At 64.9% G+C, this 23,065-nt stretch carries 20 protein-coding genes and 1 pseudogene; 11 read left to right on the top strand and 10 right to left on the bottom strand.

The features are described from left to right. Nucleotides 1-5 precede the first annotated feature (5 nt). A complete protein-coding gene (locus E1N52_RS23175; RefSeq protein ID WP_133185070.1) occupies nucleotides 6-1,070 on the bottom strand; it encodes a LacI family DNA-binding transcriptional regulator in 1,065 nt (354 codons plus the stop codon). 276 nt (nucleotides 1,071-1,346) lie between these two features. Here E1N52_RS23175 and E1N52_RS23180 point away from each other — a divergent pair, with 276 nt between their 5' ends. After that, on the top strand, nucleotides 1,347-1,664 hold the full coding sequence (locus E1N52_RS23180) for a VF_A0006 family four-cysteine protein (RefSeq protein ID WP_246089182.1): 318 nt from the start codon (nucleotides 1,347-1,349) through the stop codon (nucleotides 1,662-1,664). 66 nt (nucleotides 1,665-1,730) lie between these two features. On the opposite strand, the gene E1N52_RS23185 is transcribed toward E1N52_RS23180, so the two are convergent. Further along, the gene (locus E1N52_RS23185) at nucleotides 1,731-3,242 is read right to left on the bottom strand and encodes a CoA-acylating methylmalonate-semialdehyde dehydrogenase (protein ID WP_133185071.1); all 1,512 of its coding nucleotides are present in this window, start codon (nucleotides 3,240-3,242) and stop codon (nucleotides 1,731-1,733) included. A 184-nt stretch (nucleotides 3,243-3,426) separates the two neighbouring features. Here E1N52_RS23185 and E1N52_RS23190 point away from each other — a divergent pair, with 184 nt between their 5' ends. Together E1N52_RS23190 and E1N52_RS23195 are read left to right on the top strand one after the other, a co-directional pair. Next, a complete protein-coding gene (locus E1N52_RS23190) occupies nucleotides 3,427-4,368 on the top strand; it encodes a LysR family transcriptional regulator (protein WP_133185072.1) in 942 nt (313 codons plus the stop codon). 110 nt (nucleotides 4,369-4,478) lie between these two features. Next, a complete protein-coding gene (locus tag E1N52_RS23195; RefSeq protein ID WP_133185073.1) occupies nucleotides 4,479-5,675 on the top strand; it encodes a phytanoyl-CoA dioxygenase family protein in 1,197 nt (398 codons plus the stop codon). A 63-nt stretch (nucleotides 5,676-5,738) separates the two neighbouring features. Here the strand turns inward: E1N52_RS23195 and E1N52_RS23200 are convergent, their stop codons facing one another. Further along, on the bottom strand, nucleotides 5,739-6,644 hold the full coding sequence (locus E1N52_RS23200; protein WP_133185074.1) for an SDR family oxidoreductase: 906 nt from the start codon (nucleotides 6,642-6,644) through the stop codon (nucleotides 5,739-5,741). Between the two features lie 80 nt (nucleotides 6,645-6,724). Between E1N52_RS23200 and E1N52_RS23205 the strand changes: the two genes are divergently transcribed. Continuing rightward, nucleotides 6,725-7,570, top strand: a complete 846-nt coding sequence (locus E1N52_RS23205; RefSeq protein ID WP_133185075.1) for a helix-turn-helix transcriptional regulator — start codon at nucleotides 6,725-6,727, stop codon at nucleotides 7,568-7,570. A 195-nt stretch (nucleotides 7,571-7,765) separates the two neighbouring features. Continuing rightward, a complete protein-coding gene (locus E1N52_RS23210) occupies nucleotides 7,766-9,250 on the top strand; it encodes an alkaline phosphatase family protein (protein WP_133185076.1) in 1,485 nt (494 codons plus the stop codon). Between the two features lie 39 nt (nucleotides 9,251-9,289). Here E1N52_RS23210 and E1N52_RS23215 read toward each other — a convergent pair whose 3' ends face one another. The 5 genes from E1N52_RS23215 to E1N52_RS23235 form a co-directional block, all read right to left on the bottom strand. After that, the gene (locus tag E1N52_RS23215) at nucleotides 9,290-9,901 is read right to left on the bottom strand and encodes a PqiC family protein (protein ID WP_133185077.1); all 612 of its coding nucleotides are present in this window, start codon (nucleotides 9,899-9,901) and stop codon (nucleotides 9,290-9,292) included. After that, nucleotides 9,898-11,196, bottom strand: a complete 1,299-nt coding sequence (locus tag E1N52_RS23220; RefSeq protein WP_133185078.1) for an MlaD family protein — start codon at nucleotides 11,194-11,196, stop codon at nucleotides 9,898-9,900. Before E1N52_RS23220 ends, E1N52_RS23215 begins: the two co-directional genes overlap by 4 nt. Beyond that, nucleotides 11,193-12,398, bottom strand: coding sequence for a paraquat-inducible protein A (locus tag E1N52_RS23225; RefSeq protein WP_133185079.1), 1,206 nt, complete (start codon nucleotides 12,396-12,398; stop codon nucleotides 11,193-11,195). Before E1N52_RS23225 ends, E1N52_RS23220 begins: the two co-directional genes overlap by 4 nt. A gap of 101 nt (nucleotides 12,399-12,499) precedes the next feature. Then, nucleotides 12,500-12,769, bottom strand: coding sequence for a CsbD family protein (locus E1N52_RS23230; protein ID WP_133185080.1), 270 nt, complete (start codon nucleotides 12,767-12,769; stop codon nucleotides 12,500-12,502). A 115-nt stretch (nucleotides 12,770-12,884) separates the two neighbouring features. Continuing rightward, nucleotides 12,885-14,594 carry a hybrid sensor histidine kinase/response regulator gene (locus E1N52_RS23235; RefSeq protein ID WP_165979431.1) on the bottom strand — a complete coding sequence of 570 codons (1,710 nt, stop codon included), beginning with the start codon at nucleotides 14,592-14,594 and terminating at the stop codon, nucleotides 12,885-12,887. Between the two features lie 361 nt (nucleotides 14,595-14,955). Here E1N52_RS23235 and trpS point away from each other — a divergent pair. Beyond that, nucleotides 14,956-15,970: pseudogene (gene trpS / locus E1N52_RS23240) on the top strand (tryptophan--tRNA ligase). A gap of 268 nt (nucleotides 15,971-16,238) precedes the next feature. Continuing rightward, complete coding sequence (locus E1N52_RS23245) at nucleotides 16,239-16,466, top strand: hypothetical protein (protein ID WP_133185082.1); 228 nt, start codon at nucleotides 16,239-16,241, stop codon at nucleotides 16,464-16,466. Between the two features lie 46 nt (nucleotides 16,467-16,512). Here the strand turns inward: E1N52_RS23245 and E1N52_RS23250 are convergent, their stop codons facing one another. Next, nucleotides 16,513-16,974, bottom strand: a complete 462-nt coding sequence (locus tag E1N52_RS23250) for an LEA/WHy family protein (protein WP_246089183.1) — start codon at nucleotides 16,972-16,974, stop codon at nucleotides 16,513-16,515. 377 nt (nucleotides 16,975-17,351) lie between these two features. Between E1N52_RS23250 and E1N52_RS23255 the strand changes: the two genes are divergently transcribed. The 3 genes from E1N52_RS23255 (at nucleotide 17,352) to E1N52_RS23265 (ending at nucleotide 21,141) form a co-directional block, all read left to right on the top strand. Beyond that, entirely contained in the window at nucleotides 17,352-18,482 is a 1,131-nt protein-coding gene (locus E1N52_RS23255) for a GGDEF domain-containing protein (RefSeq protein ID WP_246089184.1), read from the top strand. Nucleotides 18,483-19,028: 546 nt separating this feature from the next. Then, nucleotides 19,029-20,060 carry a GGDEF domain-containing protein gene (locus E1N52_RS23260; RefSeq protein ID WP_133185085.1) on the top strand — a complete coding sequence of 344 codons (1,032 nt, stop codon included), beginning with the start codon at nucleotides 19,029-19,031 and terminating at the stop codon, nucleotides 20,058-20,060. Nucleotides 20,061-20,361: 301 nt separating this feature from the next. Next, nucleotides 20,362-21,141: an ABC transporter substrate-binding protein gene (locus E1N52_RS23265; RefSeq protein ID WP_133185086.1), complete on the top strand. Its 780-nt coding sequence runs from the start codon at nucleotides 20,362-20,364 to the stop codon at nucleotides 21,139-21,141. Nucleotides 21,142-21,218: 77 nt separating this feature from the next. Here E1N52_RS23265 and E1N52_RS23270 read toward each other — a convergent pair whose 3' ends face one another. Continuing rightward, nucleotides 21,219-22,115 (bottom strand): AraC family transcriptional regulator, encoded by an 897-nt coding sequence (locus E1N52_RS23270; RefSeq protein ID WP_133185087.1) that lies wholly within the window; start codon nucleotides 22,113-22,115, stop codon nucleotides 21,219-21,221. A 154-nt stretch (nucleotides 22,116-22,269) separates the two neighbouring features. On the opposite strand from E1N52_RS23270, the gene E1N52_RS23275 reads away from it, so the two are divergent. Beyond that, complete coding sequence (locus E1N52_RS23275) at nucleotides 22,270-23,049, top strand: SDR family NAD(P)-dependent oxidoreductase (protein ID WP_133185088.1); 780 nt, start codon at nucleotides 22,270-22,272, stop codon at nucleotides 23,047-23,049. Nucleotides 23,050-23,065: the final 16 nt, after the last annotated feature.

Here is a 23,065-nt window from a genome sequence, read left to right on the forward strand (position 1 = left end):
GGCATTCAAGTCCCAACGCCCAGATACGGATTGCGCCTCACATTCGCCGAGCAGAAAATCCGGAACTCGACCGGCCCCGGAGGCGCTGGCGTTTCGAGCACGCCGCATGCGTTCAGCGCGTGCTGCAATGCCGAGATGACCTGCCCATCCGGGTCCTGGTCGATGGCGATATCCATCGTCCCCTGCTCGATGTACTGGCGGTGCAGGTCGAGCATCTCATGGCCTGCCCACACGATCTTTCCCGTCGCGCCCACCTTGCGCAACGCGGCCTCGATTCCCGCCGACGCATAGCCGCTGTTGTAGATGCCGACCACGCCGCCGCGCTTGAGCGACTTGAGCACCGCGCGATGGCATAGGTCCACGTCGTCGAGCGTTTCCACCGCTTCTTCGTCGCAGACGAGGTGCGGAAACGATTCGGCCAGCTGTTCGCGGCATCCGCTGATGCGTTCGATATGCGCGTGATAGTCCTTGCGCGAGCAGATCAGCAGCACGCGGCCCGGCTCTTTCGCCAGCCGCCCGACGAAGTAGCCCGCGGTGCGGCCCGCGAGCCGGTTGTCGATGCCTGCGTAATGCACGCGCTCGACTTCGTCGATGTCGGTAACCATCGTCACCACGGCCTCGCCCTGGGCGATCACGGTGCGCAGCGCGTCGCGCACCGCCTCCGTGTCATGTGTGGTGACGATCAGGCCCGCGCGCTTGTAGTTCGGCTGCAGGATGGCGCGGGTGATGACAGCGTCGTCGGCTTCGGGCAGGAACTGCCGGTGCAGCACGATGCGCCGGTCGAGCATTTGCATGGAGCGCTCGAGGCCCTGTGTCAGCCGCTGGAAAAACGGCGTGCTGTTTTGTGGCAGCAGAACGTCGATATGCACGAGCCCGTGATGCGTTTCGGGTAACACGCGCGGCACGCCGAGCTGGCGGGCGGCCGCTACGACACGCGCGCGCATCGCAGCGGACACGCTGCCGCGCTCGTTGAGCACGCGGTCCACCGTGGCGGGGCTCACGCCTGCGGCCTCGGCAATCTCCACGAAACGCGCCGTGCGCTTGCGGCGCGGCGAAGCGGTGTCCGTCATGGGGCGTCTCCGTCCGTTTTGTTTTTGCGGCGGCATGGGAAAACCGCGCGCGGCGCTGTCGCATTGCAGCACGAAGCGGCATTTTCCGGTGTGCTTTCGCTGACGAAAAATCATCAATCTTTCGTCGAGACGCGTCAATGCGAAGCGCTCGAAGCCGCAGATGAGACCTCCATCGAAGCATGAATGACGTCCTTTGATACACTGCTGCGCCTGCGAGGCCAGTGTCCACGCCACGCATACTCACGCAGACAGACAAGAAGCAAAATAAGGAACGTCATGGTAAAGAATGGCAGTTGGACTTTCACCCTGCGGACTGCGATCGGCCTGCTGGGCCTCCTGACCGCGCATGCCGCGCTGGCCGATGATCAGTCATCCTATGATGACTGTATGCTGGCTGGATTGCGCGACGCCCGCAGTGAGGTGGCGTCGAACTATATCCAGCGCTCGTGCTATGCGCTGTATCGGAACGGCGAATTGCTGTTGCCGCGCGAGCGGGCATACCACGAGTGCATCCTGCAGAATATGCCGGGTGCCAGAGAACCGTCCGCGATTTCGCGCATCGCCCAGATCTGCTCGCGGCGGGGGCAGATGTAAAGCCGCCGGCGATGAACCATAAAAAAAGCCCACATGAAGTGGGCTTTTTTCTCTCACCAACAACCGTTACTTCGCCACCGGCATCGAGAACTCGGCACCCTTTTCGGTGCTTTCCGGCCAGCGCTGCATGATCGACTTCTGCTTCGTATAGAAGCGCACGCCTTCTTCGCCATATGCGTGCATGTCGCCAAAGAGGCTGCGCTTCCAGCCGCCAAAGCCGTGCCATGCCATCGGCACCGGAATCGGCACGTTGATGCCCACCATGCCCACTTCGATCTGGCGGCCGAACTCGCGCGCCACGTGGCCGTCGCTCGTGAAGCAGGCGACGCCGTTACCGAATTCGTGATCGTTGATCAGCTGCACGGCCTCCGCGAAGTCCTTCACGCGCACGCAGGCGAGCACCGGTCCAAAGATTTCTTCCTTGTAGATGCGCATCTCGGGCGTCACGTTGTCGAACAGCGTGCCACCGGTGAAGAAGCCATCTTCGTGGCCCGGCACCTTGAGGCCGCGTCCGTCCACCACGAGCTTCGCGCCTTCTTCCACGCCGCTCGCGATATAGCCTTCGATACGCTCGAGCGCCTGCTTCGTGACGATCGGGCCCATTTCGGCGTCGGCTTCCATGCCGTTCTTCACAATGAGGCTACGTGCGCGCTCGGCGAGGCGCGGCACGATCTTGTCAGCCACATCGCCCACCAGCACGGCCACCGAGATCGCCATGCAGCGTTCGCCGGCCGAACCGTATCCTGCGCCGATCAGTGCGTCCACGGTCTTGTCCAGGTCCGCGTCGGGCATCACGACCATGTGGTTCTTCGCGCCGCCGAGCGCCTGCACGCGCTTGCCGTGCTTCGCACCGGTCTCGTAGATGTAGTTCGCGATCGGCGTGGAGCCCACGAAGCTCACGGCCTTCACGTCGCGGTGCGCGAGGAGGGCGTCGACCACGACCTTGTCGCCTTGCACGACGTTGAACACGCCGTCGGGCAGGCCGGCTTCCTTGAGCAGACGCGCCATGAAGAGCGATGCCGAAGGGTCACGCTCGCTAGGCTTGAGGATGAACGTGCAGCCGGCTGCGAGCGCCACCGGGAACATCCAGCACGGCACCATGCAAGGGAAGTTGAACGGCGTGATGCCGGCCACCACGCCGAGCGGCTGGCGCACGGTCCAGTTGTCCATGCCCGTGGACACCTGCTCGGTGTAGTCGCCCTTGAGCAGTTGCGGAATGCCGCACGCGAATTCGATCACGTCGATGCCGCGCGCCACTTCGCCCTGCGCGTCGGAGAAGACCTTGCCGTGCTCGGCCGTGATGATCGCCGCGAGTTCGTCCGCGTGACGGTTCATCAGTTCGAGAAAGCGCAGCATGATGCGCGCGCGGCGAATGGGCGGCGTGTCGCGCCACTTCGGGAACGCGGCTTTCGCGCTCGCCACGGCGGCGTCGACGTCGGCAACTTCGCCCAGCACGAGGCGGCGCGCGGCGGCGCCGGTCGCGGGGTTGAAGATCGCTTGCGTGCGGTCGCCCGTGCCGCGCTCGGTCTTGCCGCCGATGAAGTGGATCACGTCTGCGGAATCGGTATAGGCCTGCATGTCATCTCCTCGTTAGGTGAGTGCGTGCCGCCAGTCTACGGAGGGTGCGGGGTCGAGGAAAGACGCTGGCGCTGAATTGATTGTTTTCAACCGTGAACAATCTCTTACGCGGTCTGTGAAAAGTGCGCGAGCGGCATGCTAGTATCGACGCGGGATTTACGAGTTTTGACGCGGACTTTCATCGATGGATACGCAGCGAGTCGAAGCACTCTGGACACATTTGCACTGGCTCAATGTGCTGGCCACCCAGGGCAGCTATACCGCGGCGGCGACACGCCTGGGCGTGAGCAAGGCGGCCGTGAGCCAGCGCATTGCCGAACTGGAGCGCGTGGCGGGCGTGCCGCTTGTGCAGCGCACCACGCGCAGCGTACGCTTCACGGAAGCCGGGCTGCGGCTCGTGGAGGACACGCGCGCGCAGTTCGACAGCATTGCCGCGAGCTTCGCGAGCGTGCGCGAGATGGCGGATGTCGCCCGCGGCACGGTGCGCGTCACCGCGCCCGTCGCCTTCGCGCGCCAGCAACTGGTGCCGCGTCTTGCGCAGTTTTCGCGCACGCATCCCGAAGTGCGCGTGCAACTGGAACTTTCCGACCGGCTCTCCTCGATTGCAACGGAAGGGTTCGATCTCGCGATTCGCCATAGCGCGCAGGTGCCGGAAACCCACGTGGCCTGGAAGCTCTGCGACACGCGCTCGGTCATCGTAGCCACGCGTGCTTACCTCAAGCAGCGGGGCACGCCGCAAACGCCCGCCGATCTGGCGCAGCACGACTGTCTGTTCTATCCGCGCCCGCTGGGCGCCGGCGTGTGGTCGTTCGAGAAAGCCGGCCGCCGCGCGGAAGGCGCGCGCGAAACAGTGACGGTGAACGGCCCGTTCTCGGCGAACAACAGCGAAGCGTTGCGCGACGCGGCGCTGGAGCATCTCGGCATCGCGCTGTTGCCCGATTTCAGCGCGCAGGCCGCGCTGCAGGCCGGCAAGCTCGTCGTTCTGCTGCCCAACTGGCGCCCCGTCGGCGCGTTCGCTTCGCAATTGCACGTCGTGCGGCCATATGGGGCGCAGGTGCCGCGTGCGGTCAAGCACTTCACGGAGTTCCTGCGGCAGACATTCAAGGATGGTTTTCCGCTGGAGTGACGTGGCGCACGCAGCTATGCCGCCGCCTTCCTGATGCGTTTTTGATAGATTTTTGGTATCCACGGCGCCGGGTGCCGACGTTATGCTTGATCCAACACGGAGGCAGACGCATGGACCAGCACGAAACACCGGTGGCGGATTTGGGGCGGCAATGGTACGTCGAACGTGAATGCTCGCTCGATGCCTTCGTGAAGCGGCTACGCGACGACGGCAGCCCGTTGCGTTACGCCTGCGAGGTAAGGCAGCGCATTCCCGTGTACGACTGCGTGGCGCTCGAAGGCGCGCTACACGACGCGGCGCAGCGCGCGCAATTGCAGGCGGAATGGGCGCACGTGCTGCGCGACGGCGCCGGCGTGCTGGTGCTCGAGCGCGCTTACGCAAACACGCAGCCTGTGGACGCTGCGACCGCAGTGTTCGAAGCCATCATCCGGGCCGAGCGGGAGCAGGGCGCGAGCGGTGCGGACCATTTTGCGAAGGCGGGCGCAAACGACCGCATCTGGAATGCGCAACAGAAGCTTTGCCTCAAGGCGCCCGCCGTGTTCGTCGATTACTTCGCGAATCTGCCGCTCATGGCTGTGTGCGAGGCGTGGCTCGGACCGTGCTATCAGATGACCTCGCAGGTCAACGTGGTGCGTCCGGGCGGAGCGGCGCAGGAAGCGCATCGCGACTATCACCTGGGATTCCAGACGATCGAGGAGGCGCAGCGTTATCCGGCGCATGTGCATCATGTATCCGCTTTCCTCACGCTCCAGGGGGCAGTGGCCCATAGCGACATGCCGGTCGAGAGCGGGCCGACGAAACTCTTGCCGTACTCGCAACGCTATGCCGAGGGCTATCTTGCGTGGCGACGAGCCGATTTCCGCGAGTACTTCGAAGCGCATTGCGTGCAGTTGCCGCTTACCAGGGGCGACGCCCTGTTCTTCAATCCCGCGCTGTTTCATGCGGCAGGCGCGAACCGCACCGCCGACGTACAGCGCATGGCGAACCTGCTGCAGGTTTCATCGGCAATGGGGCGCGCAATGGAAGCGCTCGACCGCACGAGCATGTGCGAAGCGATTTATCCCGTGCTTCGCGAGCAGCGCAGGAACGGCCTGGGCGTTGCAGACGAACTCGCGACCAAGGCGATCATCGCGTCTTGCGCCGAGGGCTATCCGTTTCCCACGAATCTCGACCGCGACCCGCCTCTCGGCGGCCTGGCGCCAGAAAGCCAGCAGGCACTCATGCAGCGCGCGCTGCATGAGGACTGGGAGCCAGGCAGATTCGCCGAGGCGTTGCGCGCGCATGACGCGCGACGCGACCCCGCGTAAGCGCGGCGACGACGTCATCGGCCACGAGACGGTGAGGTGAGGATATTCAGGATTGCTGCCTGATCAAGTCGACGCTCCCACCTCGACGAAGCGCGCTTCGTTCAGATCGGCGATCAGCGAGGGACCCGTTGGGCGCCAGCCGAGCCGCGCCCGGGTGAGCGCGCTCGAAGCGGGCATGTCCAGGCCGACGAACATCCCCATCCACCCGAAATGCGCGGCCGCCTCTTCCGGCGCGATCGAAACGACCGGCAGGCCGAGCCCGCGGCCCAGCGCCTCGGCGATTTCGCGGCTCGTGACGCCTTCTTCGCCGACCGCGTTGTAGCGCGCGCCCGGCTGACCCTTCTCCACGGCAAGCCGATAAAGGCGCACGACGTCGGAGAGATGGCCGGCCGGCCAGCGGTTCTGGCCGTCGCCGACGTACGCGCAGACGCCTTTCTCGCGTGCAATCGCAACGAGCGGCGTAATGAGCCCCTGCCGGAACGGGTTGTGGACCTGTGGCAGCCGCACCGCGCTCACGTTGAGCCCCTGTTCCAGCAGCACCTGCCCGGCCAGCTCGGACGCAATGCGCGGGTTGGGATGGTTCGGATTGAAGACGTCTTCGCTCGCCGGCTCGCCTGGCTGGGCGTTGCCGATGCCCGTGCCGGACGTGATGAGCAACGGACGCTCGGAGCCCGCGAGCGCGGCGCCGAGCGCCGCAATGGCGCGCTTGTCCTTCTCGCAGTTTTCGATGAAGCGCGAGAAGTCGTGATCGAAGGCCGTGTGGATCACGGCGTCCGCTTGCTCCGCGCCGCTGCGCAGGCTTTCCGGTTCCTCCAGCGTGCCGCGATGCACGCTTGCGCCTGCCTTGGCGAGCGCCTGTGCGCCGGCTTCGGAGCGGGTCATGCCGATCACCTCGTGACCGGCTTCGATGAGTTCGGGAACGAGCGCCGAGCCGATGAAGCCGGTCGCGCCGGTCAGAAAAATACGCATGGTCATCTCTCCTGGGTCATGACTGGCGTACTATCTCCAAAATCTCTATACCGTTAAAGTAGTGAGTTCATCATATTAAGATGACTAACAGGCTTTCCATTCCAATTCATTCGGCCGGTTCGCTCGGCGACTTCCTGAAGCGCTGCCGCACGCGACTCGACCCCGCGAGCTTCGGTTTCAGCGGGCGCAGGCGCACGCCGGGGCTGCGTCGCGAAGAAGTGGCGCAGCGGGCCAATATCAGTCCGACCTGGTACACGTGGCTCGAGCAGGGGCGCGGCGGCGCGCCTTCGCCGGAAGTGCTCGAGCGCATCTGTGGCGCGCTGATGCTCACCGATCCTGAGCGCGAGCACCTCTTCATGCTGGGGCTAGGGCGGCCGCCGGAAGTGCGCTACAAGCCCGTGGACGGCGTCAATCCGAGGCTGCAACGCCTGCTCGACTCGCTGCGCTTCAGCCCGGCCATCGTCAAGACGGCCACCTGGGAGGTCGTGGCCTGGAATCGCGCTGCGGCCATCGTGCTGACCGACTACGGCAAGCTCCCGCCCGGTCAGCGCAACATTCTGCGCTTCCTGTTCTGCAACCCGGACGTGCGCGCCAAGCAGCACGACTGGGACAGCGTGGCCCGCTTCGTGGTGGGCGCATTTCGGGCCGACGTGGCGCGCGCGGGCCTCGTTTCGGCCGTTGGCGAACTCGTCGATGAATTGTGCAGCGTCAGCCCCGAGTTCGACGCCCTGTGGCGCGAGAACGAAGTGCTGGCGCATGCAGAAGCCGACCATGTGAAGCGCTTGCACCATCCCACGCTGGGTCTGATCGCGCTGGAGCAATCGGCGTTTTCCGTCGATGGCCGTCCGGACCTGCACATGATCGTCTATAACCCGGTCGATGCCGGGCAGGCCGAGCGCATCAAGGCGCTGATCGAGCAGTCGTGACACCGCAGCGCGCCTCCTGATCTCCTTCGTCTTTCTTTCCCATCGCAACACTCCAGGTTTGTCCTCGCTGCACGACAGCGGGCGCGACGCTTGCGGGCAAAGGCGGTCCGCTGCTCGCCGTAGCGAGCGCGTTTCGCTTCGCGGCAGCGAGGCATGGGCGGATAGCCAGCGCCGCGTCCAACCAGGAGACGTGTCATGGGAGACGAGAACAACGCGCATCATGGATACGACCGGCGCCGTTTTCTTGCCGGCGTAGCGGCGGTTGCCGGCAGTGTTGCGCTACCGGGCTGTGGCGGCGGCGGTGGTGGCGGCGACCCGGGCGGCCAGAACGGCGATGCGCCCGCGCCCTCGATCGGCGACGTTCCCTCGCCGGACGGCGCCGACCGTTATAGCTTGCCGCGTCCGGCGTTGCCGAATCCCGCGAGTTCGGGCATCGATTTCATCGTGCTCGTCACGATGGAAAATCGTTCCTTCGACCACTTCCTCGGCTGGGTGCCGGGCGCCGAAGGCATGCCCGCGAACCGGCAGTTCAAGGACGGGTTCGGCGCGACGCAAACGCCGTTTTCGCTAGCGGCGAATTCCGCCTATGGCTACCAGGCGTGCGCATATCAGGACCCCAATCACAGCTACGACGGCGCACGTACGCAACTGGCTTCGGGCGAGATGAACGGCTTTCTCCTGACGCCAGGCACGAGCCTGCATCAGGGCGACTTGCTCCCCATCGGCTACTACACGCAGGCCGACGTGCAGTTCTTCGATGCCGTGGCGAGCAGTTACACGATCGGCGACTTCTACTTCAGCGGCATCCTCACCAGCACGTTTCCCAACCGCCTTTACCTGCACAGCGGCGCCACGGATCGACTCGACGACAGCATCGACAGTTCGACGCTCCCGACGATCTGGGACAGGCTCAGCGACGCGAACATCGGCTGCAACTACTACTATCACGACGTGCCGTTTACGGCGCTTTACGGCACGCGCTATGTCGGCATTTCGCGTCCGTTTTCGGATTTTGTCGCGCATGCCGAGACCGGCACGCTGCCGCCGTTCTGCATGGTCGATCCGGCGTTCGCGGGCGAGCCGCAAGGCACTTCCGCGGACGATCATCCGCACGCGGATATCCGCAACGGCGAGGCATTTCTCGGGCAGGTGTACGAGGCGCTGCGCACGAGCCCGACCTGGAGCCGCACGCTGATGATCGTCGTGTACGACGAATGGGGCGGCTTTCTCGAGCACGTGGTGCCGCCCACGAGGCCGATCAGCAAGAACGAACTCGCACTCGGCAACGACGGCAAGCTGGGCTTTCGCGTGCCGCTCGCGCTCTTGGGGCCGCGCGTTCGCGCAGGCACGGTCACGCGCTACCCGTTCGATCCAAGTTCAATACACGCGCTGCTGCAATGGCGGTTCGGCTTGCAGCCGCTCGGCGTGCGCGGCAGTGATTCGGCAACCTTCAATCTTGCCTATGCGCTCGATTTCACCGATGCGCCGCGCACCGATGCGCCGGCGTTCACGATCGCTCAGGGCACGTTCGGCGGCGAGTGCTCGGGGACGCCCGGGTCGTCGTCCTCGAATCCGGTGTCGTCGATCGATCAGTCGCAGCTTGCGACCAACCCGAACGTGGACCGCTTCGCGGACCTGCGCGCGAAGGCCGCTTCGTTAGGATTCCAGACGGGGGGATAGCGCAGAGACGAGGGCAGACTATGATCCGGGATCGCCGTGTCAGTGCACGGCGATCGACGCCGCGATCCGGTCGGCAAGCTCGCCGAGCACGCGACTAAGCGCTGCGGCTTGCGACGCCGCATCGTGACCCTCGACCGGCGCGCTCAGCGCCGCCTCCTGGGTCAGCGTGGTTCGTGCGGGCTGCCCCGCGAGGAGCGTCCACGCCACTTGCAGCGTGAGCGTGCCGCCTGCGCTCGCGTTGCAATCGAGCACCGTGACGACGAGCGTGCGCGTGCCGGCGGGCGCGGGCGCGTCCGGAAAAACGAAAGCGCCGGCCGGCAGGCGCGGCAGCAGGTCTTGCGCGAGCGTGCTGCGCATCATCTGCGCGAGCGGTGCGCCCCAGCGGTCGTTGTCGTCGATTGCGAGCCGGTTGGGCGCGACATGCGTCACCACTTCGGGCCGGTCGAGCACGGCGGGGATATGCACGGCGCTCAGCTGCACCGGCGCCATGGCGGCGGTAGAAAGCGGCGCTTGCGAGGGCGTCGCGTTGAGCGTGACGTAACGTGTGGGCGCGCTGTGGCCACATGCGGTGATCCCGAGTCCGATGCCCACGAGCACGACTGCGCGCAGCAGTCGCGCGATCGAGGCCCGGCTCGCCTGGCGGCGCATCATTGGCTCTCCTCCTGCGCCTTGCCGTGCAGCAGCGCTTCGGGGTGCCGGTCGAGATAGTCGGCGAGCGCCCGAACCGAGCGTGCGGTATCGGTCAGCTCGCGCAGCGCGGCGGGCAGGTCGTTCTGGCTCGAGGCGTCTGCGCCCAGCGTGCGATTGGCTGCTGCGACAGTGCGATCGGCTTCGTTCGCCGTCTCGCGCAGCTGCGCGACGAGCGGGCCGATCTGGGGCGACACCTGCGCGAGCGTTTGATCGATCTGCGCAACCGAGCGGTCGATATGCATGAGGCTGTCGCGGATCTGCGGCGAGGAGCTGATGGCGTTCACGTGCGCCGCGATGCTGCGCACCTCGTCGCCCGTTTGCTTGATGGGCAGGTCGTCGATCTTCCGGATCACGTCGTTGGCGCGCGAGGTCATGGTGTCGAAGTCGGCGGGGGCGACGCTCGGGATCACGGGAAGGCCGTTGTCGGCGGTGAGCGTTGCGCCTTGTGCGCCCGCAACGAAGTCGAGATCGACCTTGCGCGGCCCGACGAGCGGCGGATCCTGCGAAAGGCGCGCGCGCAGCCCGTCGGCGACGAGGTGATCGAGCATACCGTTGACGAGCGGCCGCCAGTTGCCGTCTGCGGGCGGCGGCGCGCCGACGATGCCGAGCTGCGCCGGGTCGAGCGCGAGCTGAACCGGGGTGCTCAGCGCGCCCGTGCGCGCGTCGTAGCTCAGGCGCACGCTCGTGACGGTCCCCACGGGAAAGCCGCGCAGATCCACCTCCGAGCCGGTCTCCAGGTTGCCGACCGCGCCGTCGAAGCGCACCGCATAGGTCACCATCGGGCCGTGTTCGGGTGCAAGCGGGGGGCGGCGATCGCTGCCGTCGAAGTGGTCGGCATGTTTGCCGGGACCGGGTTCCATAACGATTTCGGGTCCCGAAAGCATGGCCTTCAGCGAGGCCGGGTCGCTCAAATCCACCTTTGCGCCGCGCAGGTAAAACCGCGTGCCCGAGCGCAAATACGGATTCTCCGCCCGGTCGATCCGGAGTTTTGCTTCGACATGCTGACCATCGGGCGCGAGCGACACGTCCGAGACGGCGCCCACCTTCACGCCGTGCAGCGTGACGATCGTGTCGTCGGGCTTCATGCCGTAGGCGTTGTCGAACGTGACGACAACGGTCTCGCCGTCATGGATGAGCGCGCGCAGGCCGAGCCAGCCCGTCGCGCCGATCGCGGCGATCGGCACGGCCCAGATCCAGCCGGGCCAGGCGCTGCGCCGCACTTCGGCTTGCGTGCGGTGGCGATGCGCGCCGCTCATGGCTTTCTCCGCGTATGCACGTCCCACATCATGCGCGGATCGAAGCTGCGCGAAGCCATCATCGTGAAGAAGACGACCAGCGCGAACGCCGTCGCGCCGATGGCGGGTCTCGCCACCGCCACGCCGTCGAAGTGGATCAGCGGAACGAAGGCCGCGATCGTGAATACGTCGACGTTCGACCAGCGGCCCAGTTCGTCGATCCAGCGGTAAAGATGGGCCTTGGCGCGCAAATGCCGGCGCGAATGGCGCAAGACCGAGGTGATGAACCACACCATGCCGCCGAGCTTCGCAAGGGGAATGACGATGCTCGTGAAAATGATCAGGATGCCGAATGGCCACAAGCCGACGTGAAAGAGCTGATACACGCCGTCGATGATGCGGTGCGAGTCGTAGTGTCCAAGCTGCCGCGACATGGTCATCGGATAGAAGTTGGCGGGCACGGTGAGTACGAGCGCCGCAAGCGTGAGCGCGGACGCACGCACCACGGCGTCCGGCTTGCGCGCACGTAGTTTGAGGCCGCAGCGCGGGCATGGCCGGCCCTCTTGCGAATTGGGCACGACGAGGTCGCACACGGGGCAGGACAGCGCGCCATGCCCGTGCGGCGCTTGTTCGTCCGGGGCGATGGCGCGCCAGACGGTGCGCCGATCGAGCGAGGCGCGCGTGAGCATCGACATGAGCGCGGCGAGGATGAAACAGTAACCGCCCGCCCCGATCGTCCCCGTGAGGTTTTGCGTGACGCGCGCATAGCCGACGAGGCAGCCCACGAGATACACGTCGGGCATGGCCCAGATGTCGAGTGCGATAGACCAGCGAAAGAGCGTGCCGATATGCTTGAATCGCACTCCGAAACGGACCATGGCCAGCACGATCATGAGCGCGCCGAAGCGCACGAGAGGCAGCACGATGCCGAACGCGCCGAGCAACAGCGCGAGCGCGAGCCAGCCGTCGCGCCATATCGACACGACGCCCGACGCGAGAACGGACGAGCGATCGGCGCCGAGCATGTGCACCGTCATCAGCGGCGCGAGGTTGGCGGGGAACAGCAGGACGAATGTCGTGATGGCGCAGGCGAGCGAAGCGGTGATGCTGCGCCCGCTGCGCCGCTCGAGCGGGTAGTGGCAGATCCTGCAGCGCGCGAGCATGCGCGGGCCGAGCGGAGGGATGTCCTCGAGGGCGCCGCATTCGGGACAGCCGATCGTCATGGGCGGGGCTCCTGACTACGCCTCGCGATGACACACGATTCGCATCAGTGAGGCAGTTTCAGGACCACGCGCATAAAGCGTTCCCGCGCCGGGGTTGGCTTTCAGTCTTCGGATTTACCGCGGTTCAAGGCCCATGCCGCGCCGAGCGCGAAGCCGACGGCGGCGGCGAGCCCGAGCGCCGTCATGGGCTTGTCGGCGACGTTGTCGCGCGTGGCGTCGGCGGCATTGTTGAGGGCCTGCTGGGATTTGCCATATAGCATCTTTGCCTTGCCGGCCAGACCCATGGCGGGGTCGCCCAGCAAGCGACCGGCCAGGTGCTGCGCTTCTCCCGCGACCTCGTTCGCCACGGCGTGTGCGTGTCTCGTGTCCATGATCGTGCTCCTGTGTGCTCAGGGTGGGGTCATCGAATATGCGCGCTCCACTTGCGCAATGACGGTGGAGCAACGCGAATGCCCGCAGTGCAGCGATCGATGAAACTAGTGCAAATCAGCGCTTGCGCGCAAGCGTCAGCGCGGCGGTGAGCTGATCGAGGCCGATAGGCTTGGCGAGATGCCGATCGAAGCCGGCCTGCGCGCTGCGCAGCACGTCGCCGGCTTGCGCCCAGCCCGTCAGCGCGACGAGGCGCAGATCGTCCAGGCCCGCACGCGCGCGTACCTGCTGCGCGAACTGGCAACCGTCGATGCCCGGCATGTCGAGGTCGACGAACGCGATCGCGGGCGTGAACCGTTCCAGCGAATCGAGAGCCGTTTTTCCATCGTAGAACACGGCACATTCGCAACCGAGTACGCCAAGCAGTTCGCCGAGGCTGTCCGCGGCGTCGCGGTTATCATCGACGATCAACACCTTCGTGCCGTCGAGGCCGGCGACGGCGACGGTTTCCCCATTGGGCTCGGCTGGCTCGAATGCCCGGTCAGCGGGCAGTGAAACGACGAAGCGGCTGCCGAGGTTCCTGCCTTCGCTGGTTGCCGAGATCGTGCCGCCATGGAGTTCGACGAGTTTCTTCGACAGCGCGAGCCCCACGCCGAGTCCGTCCGTGTGCTGTTCCGGCTGCAGGCGCCCGAACAGCGTGAAGAGCAGGGACGACTCTTCCTGTGTGAAGCCCATGCCGTTGTCAGTGACCGTCACGACCACGCGGTTCAGGTCGCGCTCCACGGCAATGTCGATGCGGCCGCCCTCGGGCGTGTATTTCGCCGAGTTGTTGAGCAGATTGGCGAAAACCTGGGCGAGCCGCACGTCGTCGCCATGCAGATGCAGCGGCGCGGTCGCCTTGCTCAGGGCCAGCGTATGCCGCGCCTTCTCGATCGCCGGCCGGCTCAGGTCGAGCGCGGTTTCGAGCACGGTATGGATATCGACGCGCCGCCGGCGCAGCGCAATGGTGCCGCTGTTGATGCGCGCCACTTCCATCAGGTCGTCGACGAGCCGCACGAGATGACCGAGCTGGCGATCGAGCATGTCGAGCACGTGTTTCCCGTCGGACGGGGCGGGACTCGCGCGCAGGATCTGCAGGCCATTGCGGATGGGTGCGAGCGGATTGCGTAGCTCGTGCGCGAGCGTCGCAAGAAAGTGATCCTTCATGCGGTCGACGTGCGCGAGCTTCGCTTCGCGCTCGCGCAGCAGCGCTTCGGCTTTCGTGCGCTCGATGAGACTGGCCGCCTGGTTCGCAAGGATGTCGAAGAGCTGGAGCTGCTGCTCGGTGGGCCGCCAGGGCACGGCCCAATGCGTGGAAAGCATGCCGATCAGCGTGCCGTCGCGGGCGCGCAGCGGCGTGGTCTGCATGCTCCGGATGCCGGTTGCGCGGAAGACGTCGAGGTCGGTGGTGCCGGCGAACTCAGGCCAGCTTTCCGCGTCGGGGACGATCACGCGCGCGCCCCGCGCCCAGGCAGCGCCGCAACTCGTCGTCGAGTCGATATGGACGACGCGCCAGTGTTCGGCCGCGGCCAGCGTGAAGCCGCAATGTGCGATGAGGTCGAGCCGCTCGCGGCCGTTCTCCCTTCCTGACAGCATTTGCAGGCTCGCGAAATCGGAGCCGAGGAGTTGCCGGGCGGCCTCGACGATACGGCTATACAGCGCCGCCGGCTGATGCTCCACTAGCAGATGGAGCGAAAGTTCGTGCAACGATCGGCTCGCGGAGAGATCCTCGTTGAGCAGGGCGATTAGCGTCGCGGGGTCGGTGCTGACCGCCGCGGCCGGGTTCATTAACGGATCTGCGTCTCGCGTCGTCATCTTGGTTCTGTACGGGGGCGCCCAGGACCGGCAATCGGCATATTCTATGCGGCTTTGTCATAGCCGTGTGTTGCTGGTCTGTAAATAGGGTTATATCCAGTTGCATTTGCAACTAGCCCGACTGCTCGGCATACGCCGGCAGATCATGCCGAGGCTGCGCTATACTCGAAACATGGACACGAAACCGCATTCGCTCAACCTGCATTGGTGGCACGCCTGACCCAGGCGGCCGGTTTCTCCATGTCAATCGAAAACACGATGCCGCCAGCCAGGGCGGCATTTTTGTTTCTCCGCGCTCAGGGCTGGTGGTGTCCGCAATCAGGACCATCACACCATGACGCCATCCAATCGACCCATTATCCTGACCGGCGACCGCACGACCGGGCCGCTCCATCTCGGCCACTATGTCGGCTCCCTGAGCGCCCGGGTGCAGTTGCAGCACGAGGCGCAGCAGTTCCTCCTGCTCGCGGACACACAGGCGTTGACCGACAACGTCGGGCGGCACCAGAGAGTCACCGAAAACGTCGTTGAAGTCGCGCTGGATTACCTGGCAGTCGGGATCGACCCGGCGAAGTCGACCATCTTCATCCAGTCGCAAGTGCCGGAACTCGCCGAGCTTTCGCAGTATCTGCTCAACCTCGTTACGGTCGCGCGCCTCGAACGCAATCCCACCATCAAGGAAGAAATCCGTCTGCGCGGGTTCGAGCGCGATATCCCGGCGGGCTTCCTGACTTATCCGGTCAGTCAGGCGGCCGATATCACTGCGTTCAAGGCGACGCACGTACCGGTGGGCGACGACCAGCTGCCCATGATCGAGCAGACCAACGAACTCGTGCGGCGCTTCAACAACACGGTGGACCGGCAGGTGCTGGTCGAGTGCGAAGCCGTGCTCTCGCACGCACCGCGGCTGCCCGGCATCGACGGCAAGGCCAAGATGAGCAAGTCGCTCGGCAATGCCATCACGCTTGGCGCGACCCCGGACGAAATCACGCGCGCCGTGCATGACATGTACACCGACCCGAAACACTTGCGCGTGAGCGACCCGGGGCAGGTGGAGGGCAATGTCGTCTTCGCGTTTCTGGATGCATTCGAGCCGGACACCGACCGCGTGGAAACGCTCAAGGCGCAGTATCGCCAGGGCGGCCTGGGCGACAGCATTGTCAAACGGCTGCTCAACGAGCGGCTGCAGGCGCTGCTGGAACCCATTCGCATGCGCCGCCGCGAATTCGAGCAAGACCGCGCCGAAGTGCTGGCCATCTTGCGCCGTGGCACGATGCGCGCGCGAGGTCGCCGGCGCGACGCTTTCCGAGGTGAAAGGCGCGTTGGGCCTGACTTATTTCGATGCCTGAAAAGCGCGGGGCGCAGGAACATGCGATGCGAATTCAAAGGCATGGGCGTGATCGATTGCATGGTTCGCTCTACAGACTAATCGATCTGAATCGTCTGATGGATCCAAAAGGGCCGATCGGGCCGATCGGGCCGATCGGGTCGATAGGGTCGATGCGCGGACCATGCTGATGGGCCCAATGCTCCGGATAACGTCACGCGGGCACGCCGGGGTTGGAACATCGGGGTAAGCCTGGGAGGGAAACGACAATGCGCAGGAAATCACGATCATTGCGAGCCATCGCCGACAAATGGCTCTTCTTGCGGCCGGACACGCAAGTGCATGTCACACGTATCGCGCAGGGTGCGAGGAAGCACCGGTCGTGCGTCTACGTCAGCACGGTCGGCGCCGTGGGCGAAGCGGGCATGTTCTTCTTCCGTCACGACGACGGCGGCTGGTACATCTTTCCGCCTGGTGAAGCGCGTCCTGCGCTCGGCGTCGAGCACCCCACGGAATGAGCGCGCAGGCGAGTCGCGGCACATCTGGCCGGCGCTCCGGCATCGCTCACGGGCCGAGCAGGCCCTGAGTCGGCAGCGACAGTTTGCCGTGGTCGACGAAGCGCGTGCCGCCGATGCCGCCTGCCAGGCGCCCGCGTATTTCATAGGGAATGTTGCCGGCCTGTGCGCTGCCCGCAAACGCGAAAGCCTGGCGCACGGCGGCGAATGCCGGCACGGTCAGCGGCACGACGATCACCGTTTCACCGTAGCGTGGCACGACGCCGCTTTGATCGCTCACGCCACTGGCGAACGACTGACCGTTCAGATCCAGTTGTAGCGACACGCCGCTGAATTCGACCGGTGTGTCGTTGGGATTCTGGATGCGCAACTTCACGTTGAAGCGCATCTCCATGCCTTCGCCCTGTAGCGGCTCGAGCCCCGCCACGTTGACCCGCAGCGGCTCGCCCATCAATCCCGCGCAGCCGCCAAGCCAGAACAGCACACAAAGCAAGCTGCAGAAAAGTCGCATTGAGCGCCTGGCGTCTGGTGCTGGCATGGCAAGTCCCTCGTCTCGTAGAGTCCGCAGGTGCCGCTTAGTTTAGCGTTGATCCGTCGCGGATTTCGCGCCGTGTGCCGACTGTTGCCGGTCGCTCGGTTTCGATTCGCGTGCTCGAGCGCGCCAGGTCGACCGAATCGATCTGGATTGCATGGATTCAGCCCAAACCTGCGATACGATACGTCCCCGACGCTTACGTAATATGCGCCACACGCGGCCGAAATTATTTTCAATTTGCTTTCATCGGTCGAGCGGCACCTCAGGCGTCCTGACTCTCTTCTTTCGTTGCCCGGCCCGTCCTCATGCTCAGCGCCTTCGCTCTATTCGGGATCTTGATCGTATCTTGCCTGATGAGCGTCGCCATCCTGGGCTCGCTGATCCGAACCGCCGTGCCGGGCGTAGGCCGCTGGTGTCTCGGCTATGCGCTGGTGGCGGCGGCCTCCGCCTGGATCGTGCTCGCCGGTCCGGGTGCTGGCGGGTTCACAATCGTCGCGACGGCGGTCGCGACCCTGGTCGCGGTCGTGCTGCTCGTGCAGGGCACACGCCAGTTCTTCGGTATGCGTGCCGTATGGCGCACGGAATCCGCGGCGCTGGTCATGATCTGCGCTGCGCTGGCCTATTTCATGTGGGTGTCGCCCAGTGTCGGCGCGCGAGGCGTGCTCGTTTCACTGGGTCTCATCTATGGGCGGCTCGCGATAGGTGCGCTGGTACTGCGGCACGCCTCGCGCGAGGGTACGCGCTACGCATGTCGGCTGATCGCCGTGGCCGCCGGGCTCGGTGCGCTCGTTTATGTCGCGCGAATCGCCGCGATCGTATTCGGCGCCGTGCCGTCGCTGTCGTTCTTGCAGCCGTCGCCCTGGAACGTGGTGCTGCTCGGCCTCGCGATCGTCACGTTGCCTTGCATGTCGATCGGCATGGTGATGCTCGCTCACGACCGGATCCTTGGGCGCATGGAAAAGCTCGCGACGATCGACGAACTGACGGGCGCGCTCACGCGTCGTGCGTTCATCGCCAGGGCGCAGGTACTGCTCGCGCAAGCGCGGGAAAAGGGCGATCCACTCGCGATCGCGATTCTCGACATCGATAACTTCAAGGCCGTCAACGACGGCTTCGGCCATGCGGTCGGCGATCGCATCCTGGCGCACGTCGCGTCGGTCGTTACCGAGCAGTTGAGGTCATGCGATCTGTTTGGACGGCTGGGCGGCGAAGAGTTCGCGATCCTCTTCGCATACGCGCAAAAGCACGACGCGGCGACGTTGACGAATACGCTGAGGCTCGCTGTCGAACGTTCGTCCGCCGAAGGCGTGCGCTGCACGCTCAGCGCGGGCGTGGGCAAGTTCGTGTCGGCCGATACGCTGGAGAGTGCGATGGTGCGCGCCGACGCTGCGCTGTATGTCGCGAAGGCGGCGGGGCGCAATCGCGTCGTCATGACATCGGATGCCGAAGAGGGCGAAATTCGCTACCTGGCCGAATCGCGTTGAATTAAAGCTTGCCCGGCAAATTTATTCCAGGGAAAATTCGCGCTGACGAAAGCCGGCAGCGACGCCGGCTTCGTGCGACCCGGCGCGTCATACCGGGCAGGTCAATCATTTCCCGGGCAATGGCGTCCGCAACGGTGGTCATGCCGGATAACTGCCCATGTTCAAGCGCCTCTTTTCCGAACTCGCCCGAGTTTTCGTGCCGGCTGGGCGAAATCCCGACTTGTCCGCCCTGATCGACTTCCCGTGCAGCAGCGCTTTCGACGACGCCGCCATCGAGAGGGAAAGCGGTCTGCCCCGATTGCGTGACAGTGCGGGCATGCGTGCGGCCCGCTCGCGCCGCCGTGTCTGGCGGCCTCGCGAAGTTCGCCGCGATCTCCCTCGCGCAGTTCGTCCGCGCCTTTAATGCGGCAATACGCTCGCCCGTAATAAGGGATAAAGCGGCGTGGATTCGTCATAGAAAACCTGCTACTGTAATTCGCACCAAAACCCGGCGGGAAGGACCGTTGCCAAAACAGGGTTTCAATTGCTTTACGGTGAATCGCCAATATGGATGAATTGCTTGAGCGGCTTTCCCAGAAGGTTGTCGCGGCCCAGAATCTCGAAGGTCTCGTGCGGCCGCTTCTCGAGATGCTTGGAATATTGACTGGACTTGAGTCGACTTACCTGACATCGGTCGACTTCCGTCGCGAGGTGCAGACCGTCCTCTATTCGCGCAACGACGGCGACGTGCAGATCATGGAGGGCCTGCAGGTTCAGTGGTTCGACACCCTGTGCAAGCGCAGTCTGGAAAGCGGTCGGCGCGTGGTCAGCAACGTCAAGGATATCTGGGGCGACTCGCGGGCGGCCTCCGAACTCGGGATTTGCACCTACGCCAGCGCGCCGGTCTGCGCGGAAGGCGGCGCCGTCATCGGTACGCTGTGCGGCATTAGCCGCGAGAGCCTCGAAGTCAACTCGCGGGCGCGCGGTGCACTGAACGTCTTCGCGAAACTGATCTCGGAGCATATCGAGCGCGAGCGACTCATCGAACAACTCACGCTCGCCAACGAGCATCTCGCACAACGCGTCCTGATCGACGACATGACGGAACTGCCGAACCGGCGCGCGTTGCATGAGGAACTCGGCCGACTGATGGCGCAGGCCGCGTCGGACGGTTCCTACGTCGTGGTGTGCATGATCGACCTGGACGGCTTCAAGGAGCTGAACGATCAACGGGGCCACGTGGTGGGCGACCAGTTTCTGCAAACGTGCGCGGCGCGGCTGTTGGCCGCGACTTCCGATAGAGGTCTGCTTGCGCGCATCGGCGGCGACGAGTTCGCATTCGTTGCATCAGGGCCGGCCGACTACGATCAGGCGGCGAGCATGGCCGAAGTCATCGCGAGTCATGTCTCCGAGGTGACGGCGGGGGAATACACCTTGCCGAACATGCGTCTTCATTACGAGGGCGCGACGGCCGGATGCGTCGCGGTTCGTTTCGTGAGCGCCCAGCAGGCGCTCGACCAGGCGGATCATGAGATGTATCGCGTCAAGCGCTTGCGGCGCGCGGCACGCGCCGGCAAGAGCAACTGGACGTTCAGGTAAGTCGCCATCGGCCGCCTTCAACGGCGGCTTTCAACTTCTTTAGGGTCTTCCCTGCCATGAAGGCGGGCGGCCCCGGTTCGTCCAGCGCTTTCTCCCAGGGTTCTCCCAGGCCATAGGTGTTTTCGCGTGTTTTTGATGACTCGACGCGAGTATTCTGGACTGCTACCTTGCCGGGCGCAGGTGCACCCGTAGCGTCGATCACGCTCGCGGCGTGCGCCGCGTGGGGAATGTCCGCGCCGCAACCAGGCGGGCGGTGTCCATGTCTTGACCACCCTGTATATCGAGAACCGAGGGGGATCCTATGAAAAAGTTGTTTGCAGCCGTTTCCATTGCCTTGATCGCCTCCGCAGCCAGCGCCGGCGCATTTGCGGCGGACACCATTCGCTTTGGTGTCGATGCAAGCTACCCGCCGTTTGAATCGAAAGCACCGGACGGCAAACTGGTCGGCTTCGATATCGATCTTGGCAACGAGATCTGCCACCGCCTGAATGCCAAATGCGTTTGGATCGAAAACGACTTCGACGGCATGATCCCGGCGCTGAAGGCGCGCAAGTTCGACGGCGTGCTTTCGTCGATGTCGATGACCCCGGCGCGCAAAGAGCAGATCGCGTTCTCGGACAAACTGTTCAACACGCCGACGCGCCTTGTCGCCAAGACGGGCTCGGGCATCATGCCGACCGCGGAATCGCTCAAGGGCAAGCGCGTGGGCGTGGAGCAAGGCACGATTCAGGAGGCCTATGCAAAGGCGCATTGGGCAACGGCCGGCGTAGAGGTCGTGCCTTACCAGGACCAGGACCAGGTCTATCAGGACCTGATGGCCGGCCGCGTGGACGCGGCGCTGCAAGACGCCGTGCAGGCCGACGTGGGCTTCCTGAAGACGCCGCGCGGCCAGGGCTACAGCTTCGCGGGCGGCGACCTGGATGACCCGGCCACGCTCGGCAACGGCGCCGGCATCGGCCTGCGCAAGGAAGACACCGCGCTCAAGACGAAGATCGACGGCGCGATCGCCAGCATCATCAAGGACGGCACGTACAAGAAGATCGAGAAGAAGTACTTCGACTTCGACGTGTATGGTAAGTGATGTGATGCGTCCAGCGTGACGCGTGTACGGCGCGATAGCGGACGCACCGCTCTCGCGCCGCGTGTAAGCGGAGTGTGCTACGCGGCCTCGCGCAGTGCCTTCGCTTGCGTCGAGTCCTTTTTCGGCGGCGCTCCGAACATCCGCGTGTATTCGCGGCTGAACTGCGAGGCGCTCTCGTATCCCACTTCGAATGCGGCGGCCTGTACGCTCATCGACAGCGAGAGCAGCAGTCTGCGCGCTTCCAGAAGCCGTAACTGCTTCTGGTATTGAAGGGGCGGCAACCCGGTCAGCGCCTTGAACTGCCGGTGGAACGCCGAAGCGCTGAGCTGGGCGACTGCCGCCAGGTCTTCCACCCGCACGGGTTCGGCAAACCGTGCGCGCAAATCTTCCACCGCGCGCAGCAGGCTGTGAGAAGGGCTTTCCGTCGACGCCAGCCTCGCGATTTCAGATCCGTTCGGACCACTGAGCAACCAGTAGCAGATCTCGCGCATGAGCATGGGGTACAGCATGCCGATGGCGTCGGGCGTATCCAGCAGGCGCACGGCGCGCAGCGCGCAATCGGCGAGCGGGCCGTCGAAGTTCGCGACGAACACGCCGCGGCTTGCGTCTGCCGCCGGCACGGGCGCAGGCGACATCTCCTTCGCCACGGCGCGCAACATGGCGAGGTCCAGCTCGAGAATCAGAACCAGGCAAGGTTTGTCCGGGCTCGCTTCGAACACGCGGCCCCGCGACGGCGTTTCCACGCCGACCACGAGCGCCTGGCCGGCCCGGTACTCCAGCTGTTCCCCGCCAAAACTGGCCCATTTGGCCCCCTGGGCGACGATGCACAAAGCCGGCCGCGCCGAGCGAAACGAGGGCGGCGCGGGGTGGTCGGAGCGCAGGATGAGCAGTCCGTCGACAGCGGTGCTGTAGGGGCTCGTGCCTGGCTGCGTTTGCGTGTAGCGCAGCATGGCGGCGGCCAGTTCGTTCGTCATAGTGGCTCGATAAGGGTCGCGTGAGGGAAAGTGCGCGCCGACCCATCTTAGTCAGCGAGGCAGGATTAGGCAAGAATCCGGCAGGTTCGGGTATTCACTCGCCGGTGGCGTCAGGCGCAGAATCGACGCTATCCAACACAGCGAGAGGTGCCAAATGGCAACGAACAACGGCAGTCAGTCGGGCCTGAAAATCGCGGTCATCACCGGAGGCAGCCGCGGGATTGGCCGCGACACCGTTTTGCGGCTGGCAAGCCGCGGCGTCCAGTCGGTTTTCACCTACAACACCAATCGAGCCGAGGCAGAGAAGGTCTGTGCGGAGGTCGCGCAAGCGGGCAGCCGGGCGATTGCCCTGCAGTTGAACATCGCGAATTCAGGCACGTTCGACGACTTCGTCGCGCGCCTGCGAGAAGCGCTTGGGACGCTCAATGCAAAGGGTTTCGATTATCTGGTGAACAACGCCGGTATCTCATCGACGGCCACGCTCGCAGCGGGCACCGAAGCGGAACTCGACGCGCAGTTCGCGGTGCATTTCAAGGGGCCGTTCCTGCTGACGCAAAAGCTGCTGCCGCTCATTCATGACGGCGGCCGGATTGTGAACATCTCCTCGGGCCTTGCGCGCTTCGCGTACCCGGGCCGCTCGATTTATGGCCCGATGAAGGCGGCTGTCGAAGCGCTCACGCGCTATATGGCGCTCGAACTCGCGCCGCGCCGAATCGCGGTCAACGTCGTGGCGCCAGGCGCCATTGCGACCGACTTCAGCGGCGGCATCGTGCGGGACAATCCGGAGGTCAACAAGGCGGTGGCGGAACATACCGCGCTGGGCCGCGTGGGATTGCCGACTGACGTGGGGCCCGTGATTGCGGGTCTACTATCGGATGACTTTGGCTGGGTGAACGCGCAGCGCATCGAGGTGGCCGGCGGCATTCATATTTGATTGCGCGGTTGATTTC

Source organism: Paraburkholderia guartelaensis, assembly GCF_004353905.1.
Lineage (GTDB): Bacteria > Pseudomonadota > Gammaproteobacteria > Burkholderiales > Burkholderiaceae > Paraburkholderia > Paraburkholderia guartelaensis.

Excerpts from the sequence above, each read along its gene's own strand:
- E1N52_RS23175 (WP_133185070.1), bottom strand. The coding sequence starts at position 1,070 with ATGACGGACACCGCTTCGCCGCGCCGCAAGCGCACGGCGCGTTTCGTG.
- E1N52_RS23180 (WP_246089182.1), top strand. The coding sequence starts at position 1,347 with ATGGTAAAGAATGGCAGTTGGACTTTCACCCTGCGGACTGCGATCGGC.
- E1N52_RS23185 (WP_133185071.1), bottom strand. The coding sequence starts at position 3,242 with ATGCAGGCCTATACCGATTCCGCAGACGTGATCCACTTCATCGGCGGC.
- E1N52_RS23190 (WP_133185072.1), top strand. The coding sequence starts at position 3,427 with ATGGATACGCAGCGAGTCGAAGCACTCTGGACACATTTGCACTGGCTC.
- E1N52_RS23195 (WP_133185073.1), top strand. The coding sequence starts at position 4,479 with ATGGACCAGCACGAAACACCGGTGGCGGATTTGGGGCGGCAATGGTAC.
- E1N52_RS23200 (WP_133185074.1), bottom strand. The coding sequence starts at position 6,644 with ATGCGTATTTTTCTGACCGGCGCGACCGGCTTCATCGGCTCGGCGCTC.
- E1N52_RS23205 (WP_133185075.1), top strand. The coding sequence starts at position 6,725 with ATGACTAACAGGCTTTCCATTCCAATTCATTCGGCCGGTTCGCTCGGC.
- E1N52_RS23210 (WP_133185076.1), top strand. The coding sequence starts at position 7,766 with ATGGGAGACGAGAACAACGCGCATCATGGATACGACCGGCGCCGTTTT.
- E1N52_RS23215 (WP_133185077.1), bottom strand. The coding sequence starts at position 9,901 with ATGATGCGCCGCCAGGCGAGCCGGGCCTCGATCGCGCGACTGCTGCGC.
- E1N52_RS23220 (WP_133185078.1), bottom strand. The coding sequence starts at position 11,196 with ATGAGCGGCGCGCATCGCCACCGCACGCAAGCCGAAGTGCGGCGCAGC.
- E1N52_RS23225 (WP_133185079.1), bottom strand. The coding sequence starts at position 12,398 with ATGACGATCGGCTGTCCCGAATGCGGCGCCCTCGAGGACATCCCTCCG.
- E1N52_RS23230 (WP_133185080.1), bottom strand. The coding sequence starts at position 12,769 with ATGGACACGAGACACGCACACGCCGTGGCGAACGAGGTCGCGGGAGAA.
- E1N52_RS23235 (WP_165979431.1), bottom strand. The coding sequence starts at position 14,594 with ATGAACCCGGCCGCGGCGGTCAGCACCGACCCCGCGACGCTAATCGCC.
- E1N52_RS23250 (WP_246089183.1), bottom strand. The coding sequence starts at position 16,974 with ATGCGACTTTTCTGCAGCTTGCTTTGTGTGCTGTTCTGGCTTGGCGGC.
- E1N52_RS23255 (WP_246089184.1), top strand. The coding sequence starts at position 17,352 with ATGAGCGTCGCCATCCTGGGCTCGCTGATCCGAACCGCCGTGCCGGGC.
- E1N52_RS23260 (WP_133185085.1), top strand. The coding sequence starts at position 19,029 with ATGGATGAATTGCTTGAGCGGCTTTCCCAGAAGGTTGTCGCGGCCCAG.
- E1N52_RS23265 (WP_133185086.1), top strand. The coding sequence starts at position 20,362 with ATGAAAAAGTTGTTTGCAGCCGTTTCCATTGCCTTGATCGCCTCCGCA.
- E1N52_RS23270 (WP_133185087.1), bottom strand. The coding sequence starts at position 22,115 with ATGACGAACGAACTGGCCGCCGCCATGCTGCGCTACACGCAAACGCAG.
- E1N52_RS23275 (WP_133185088.1), top strand. The coding sequence starts at position 22,270 with ATGGCAACGAACAACGGCAGTCAGTCGGGCCTGAAAATCGCGGTCATC.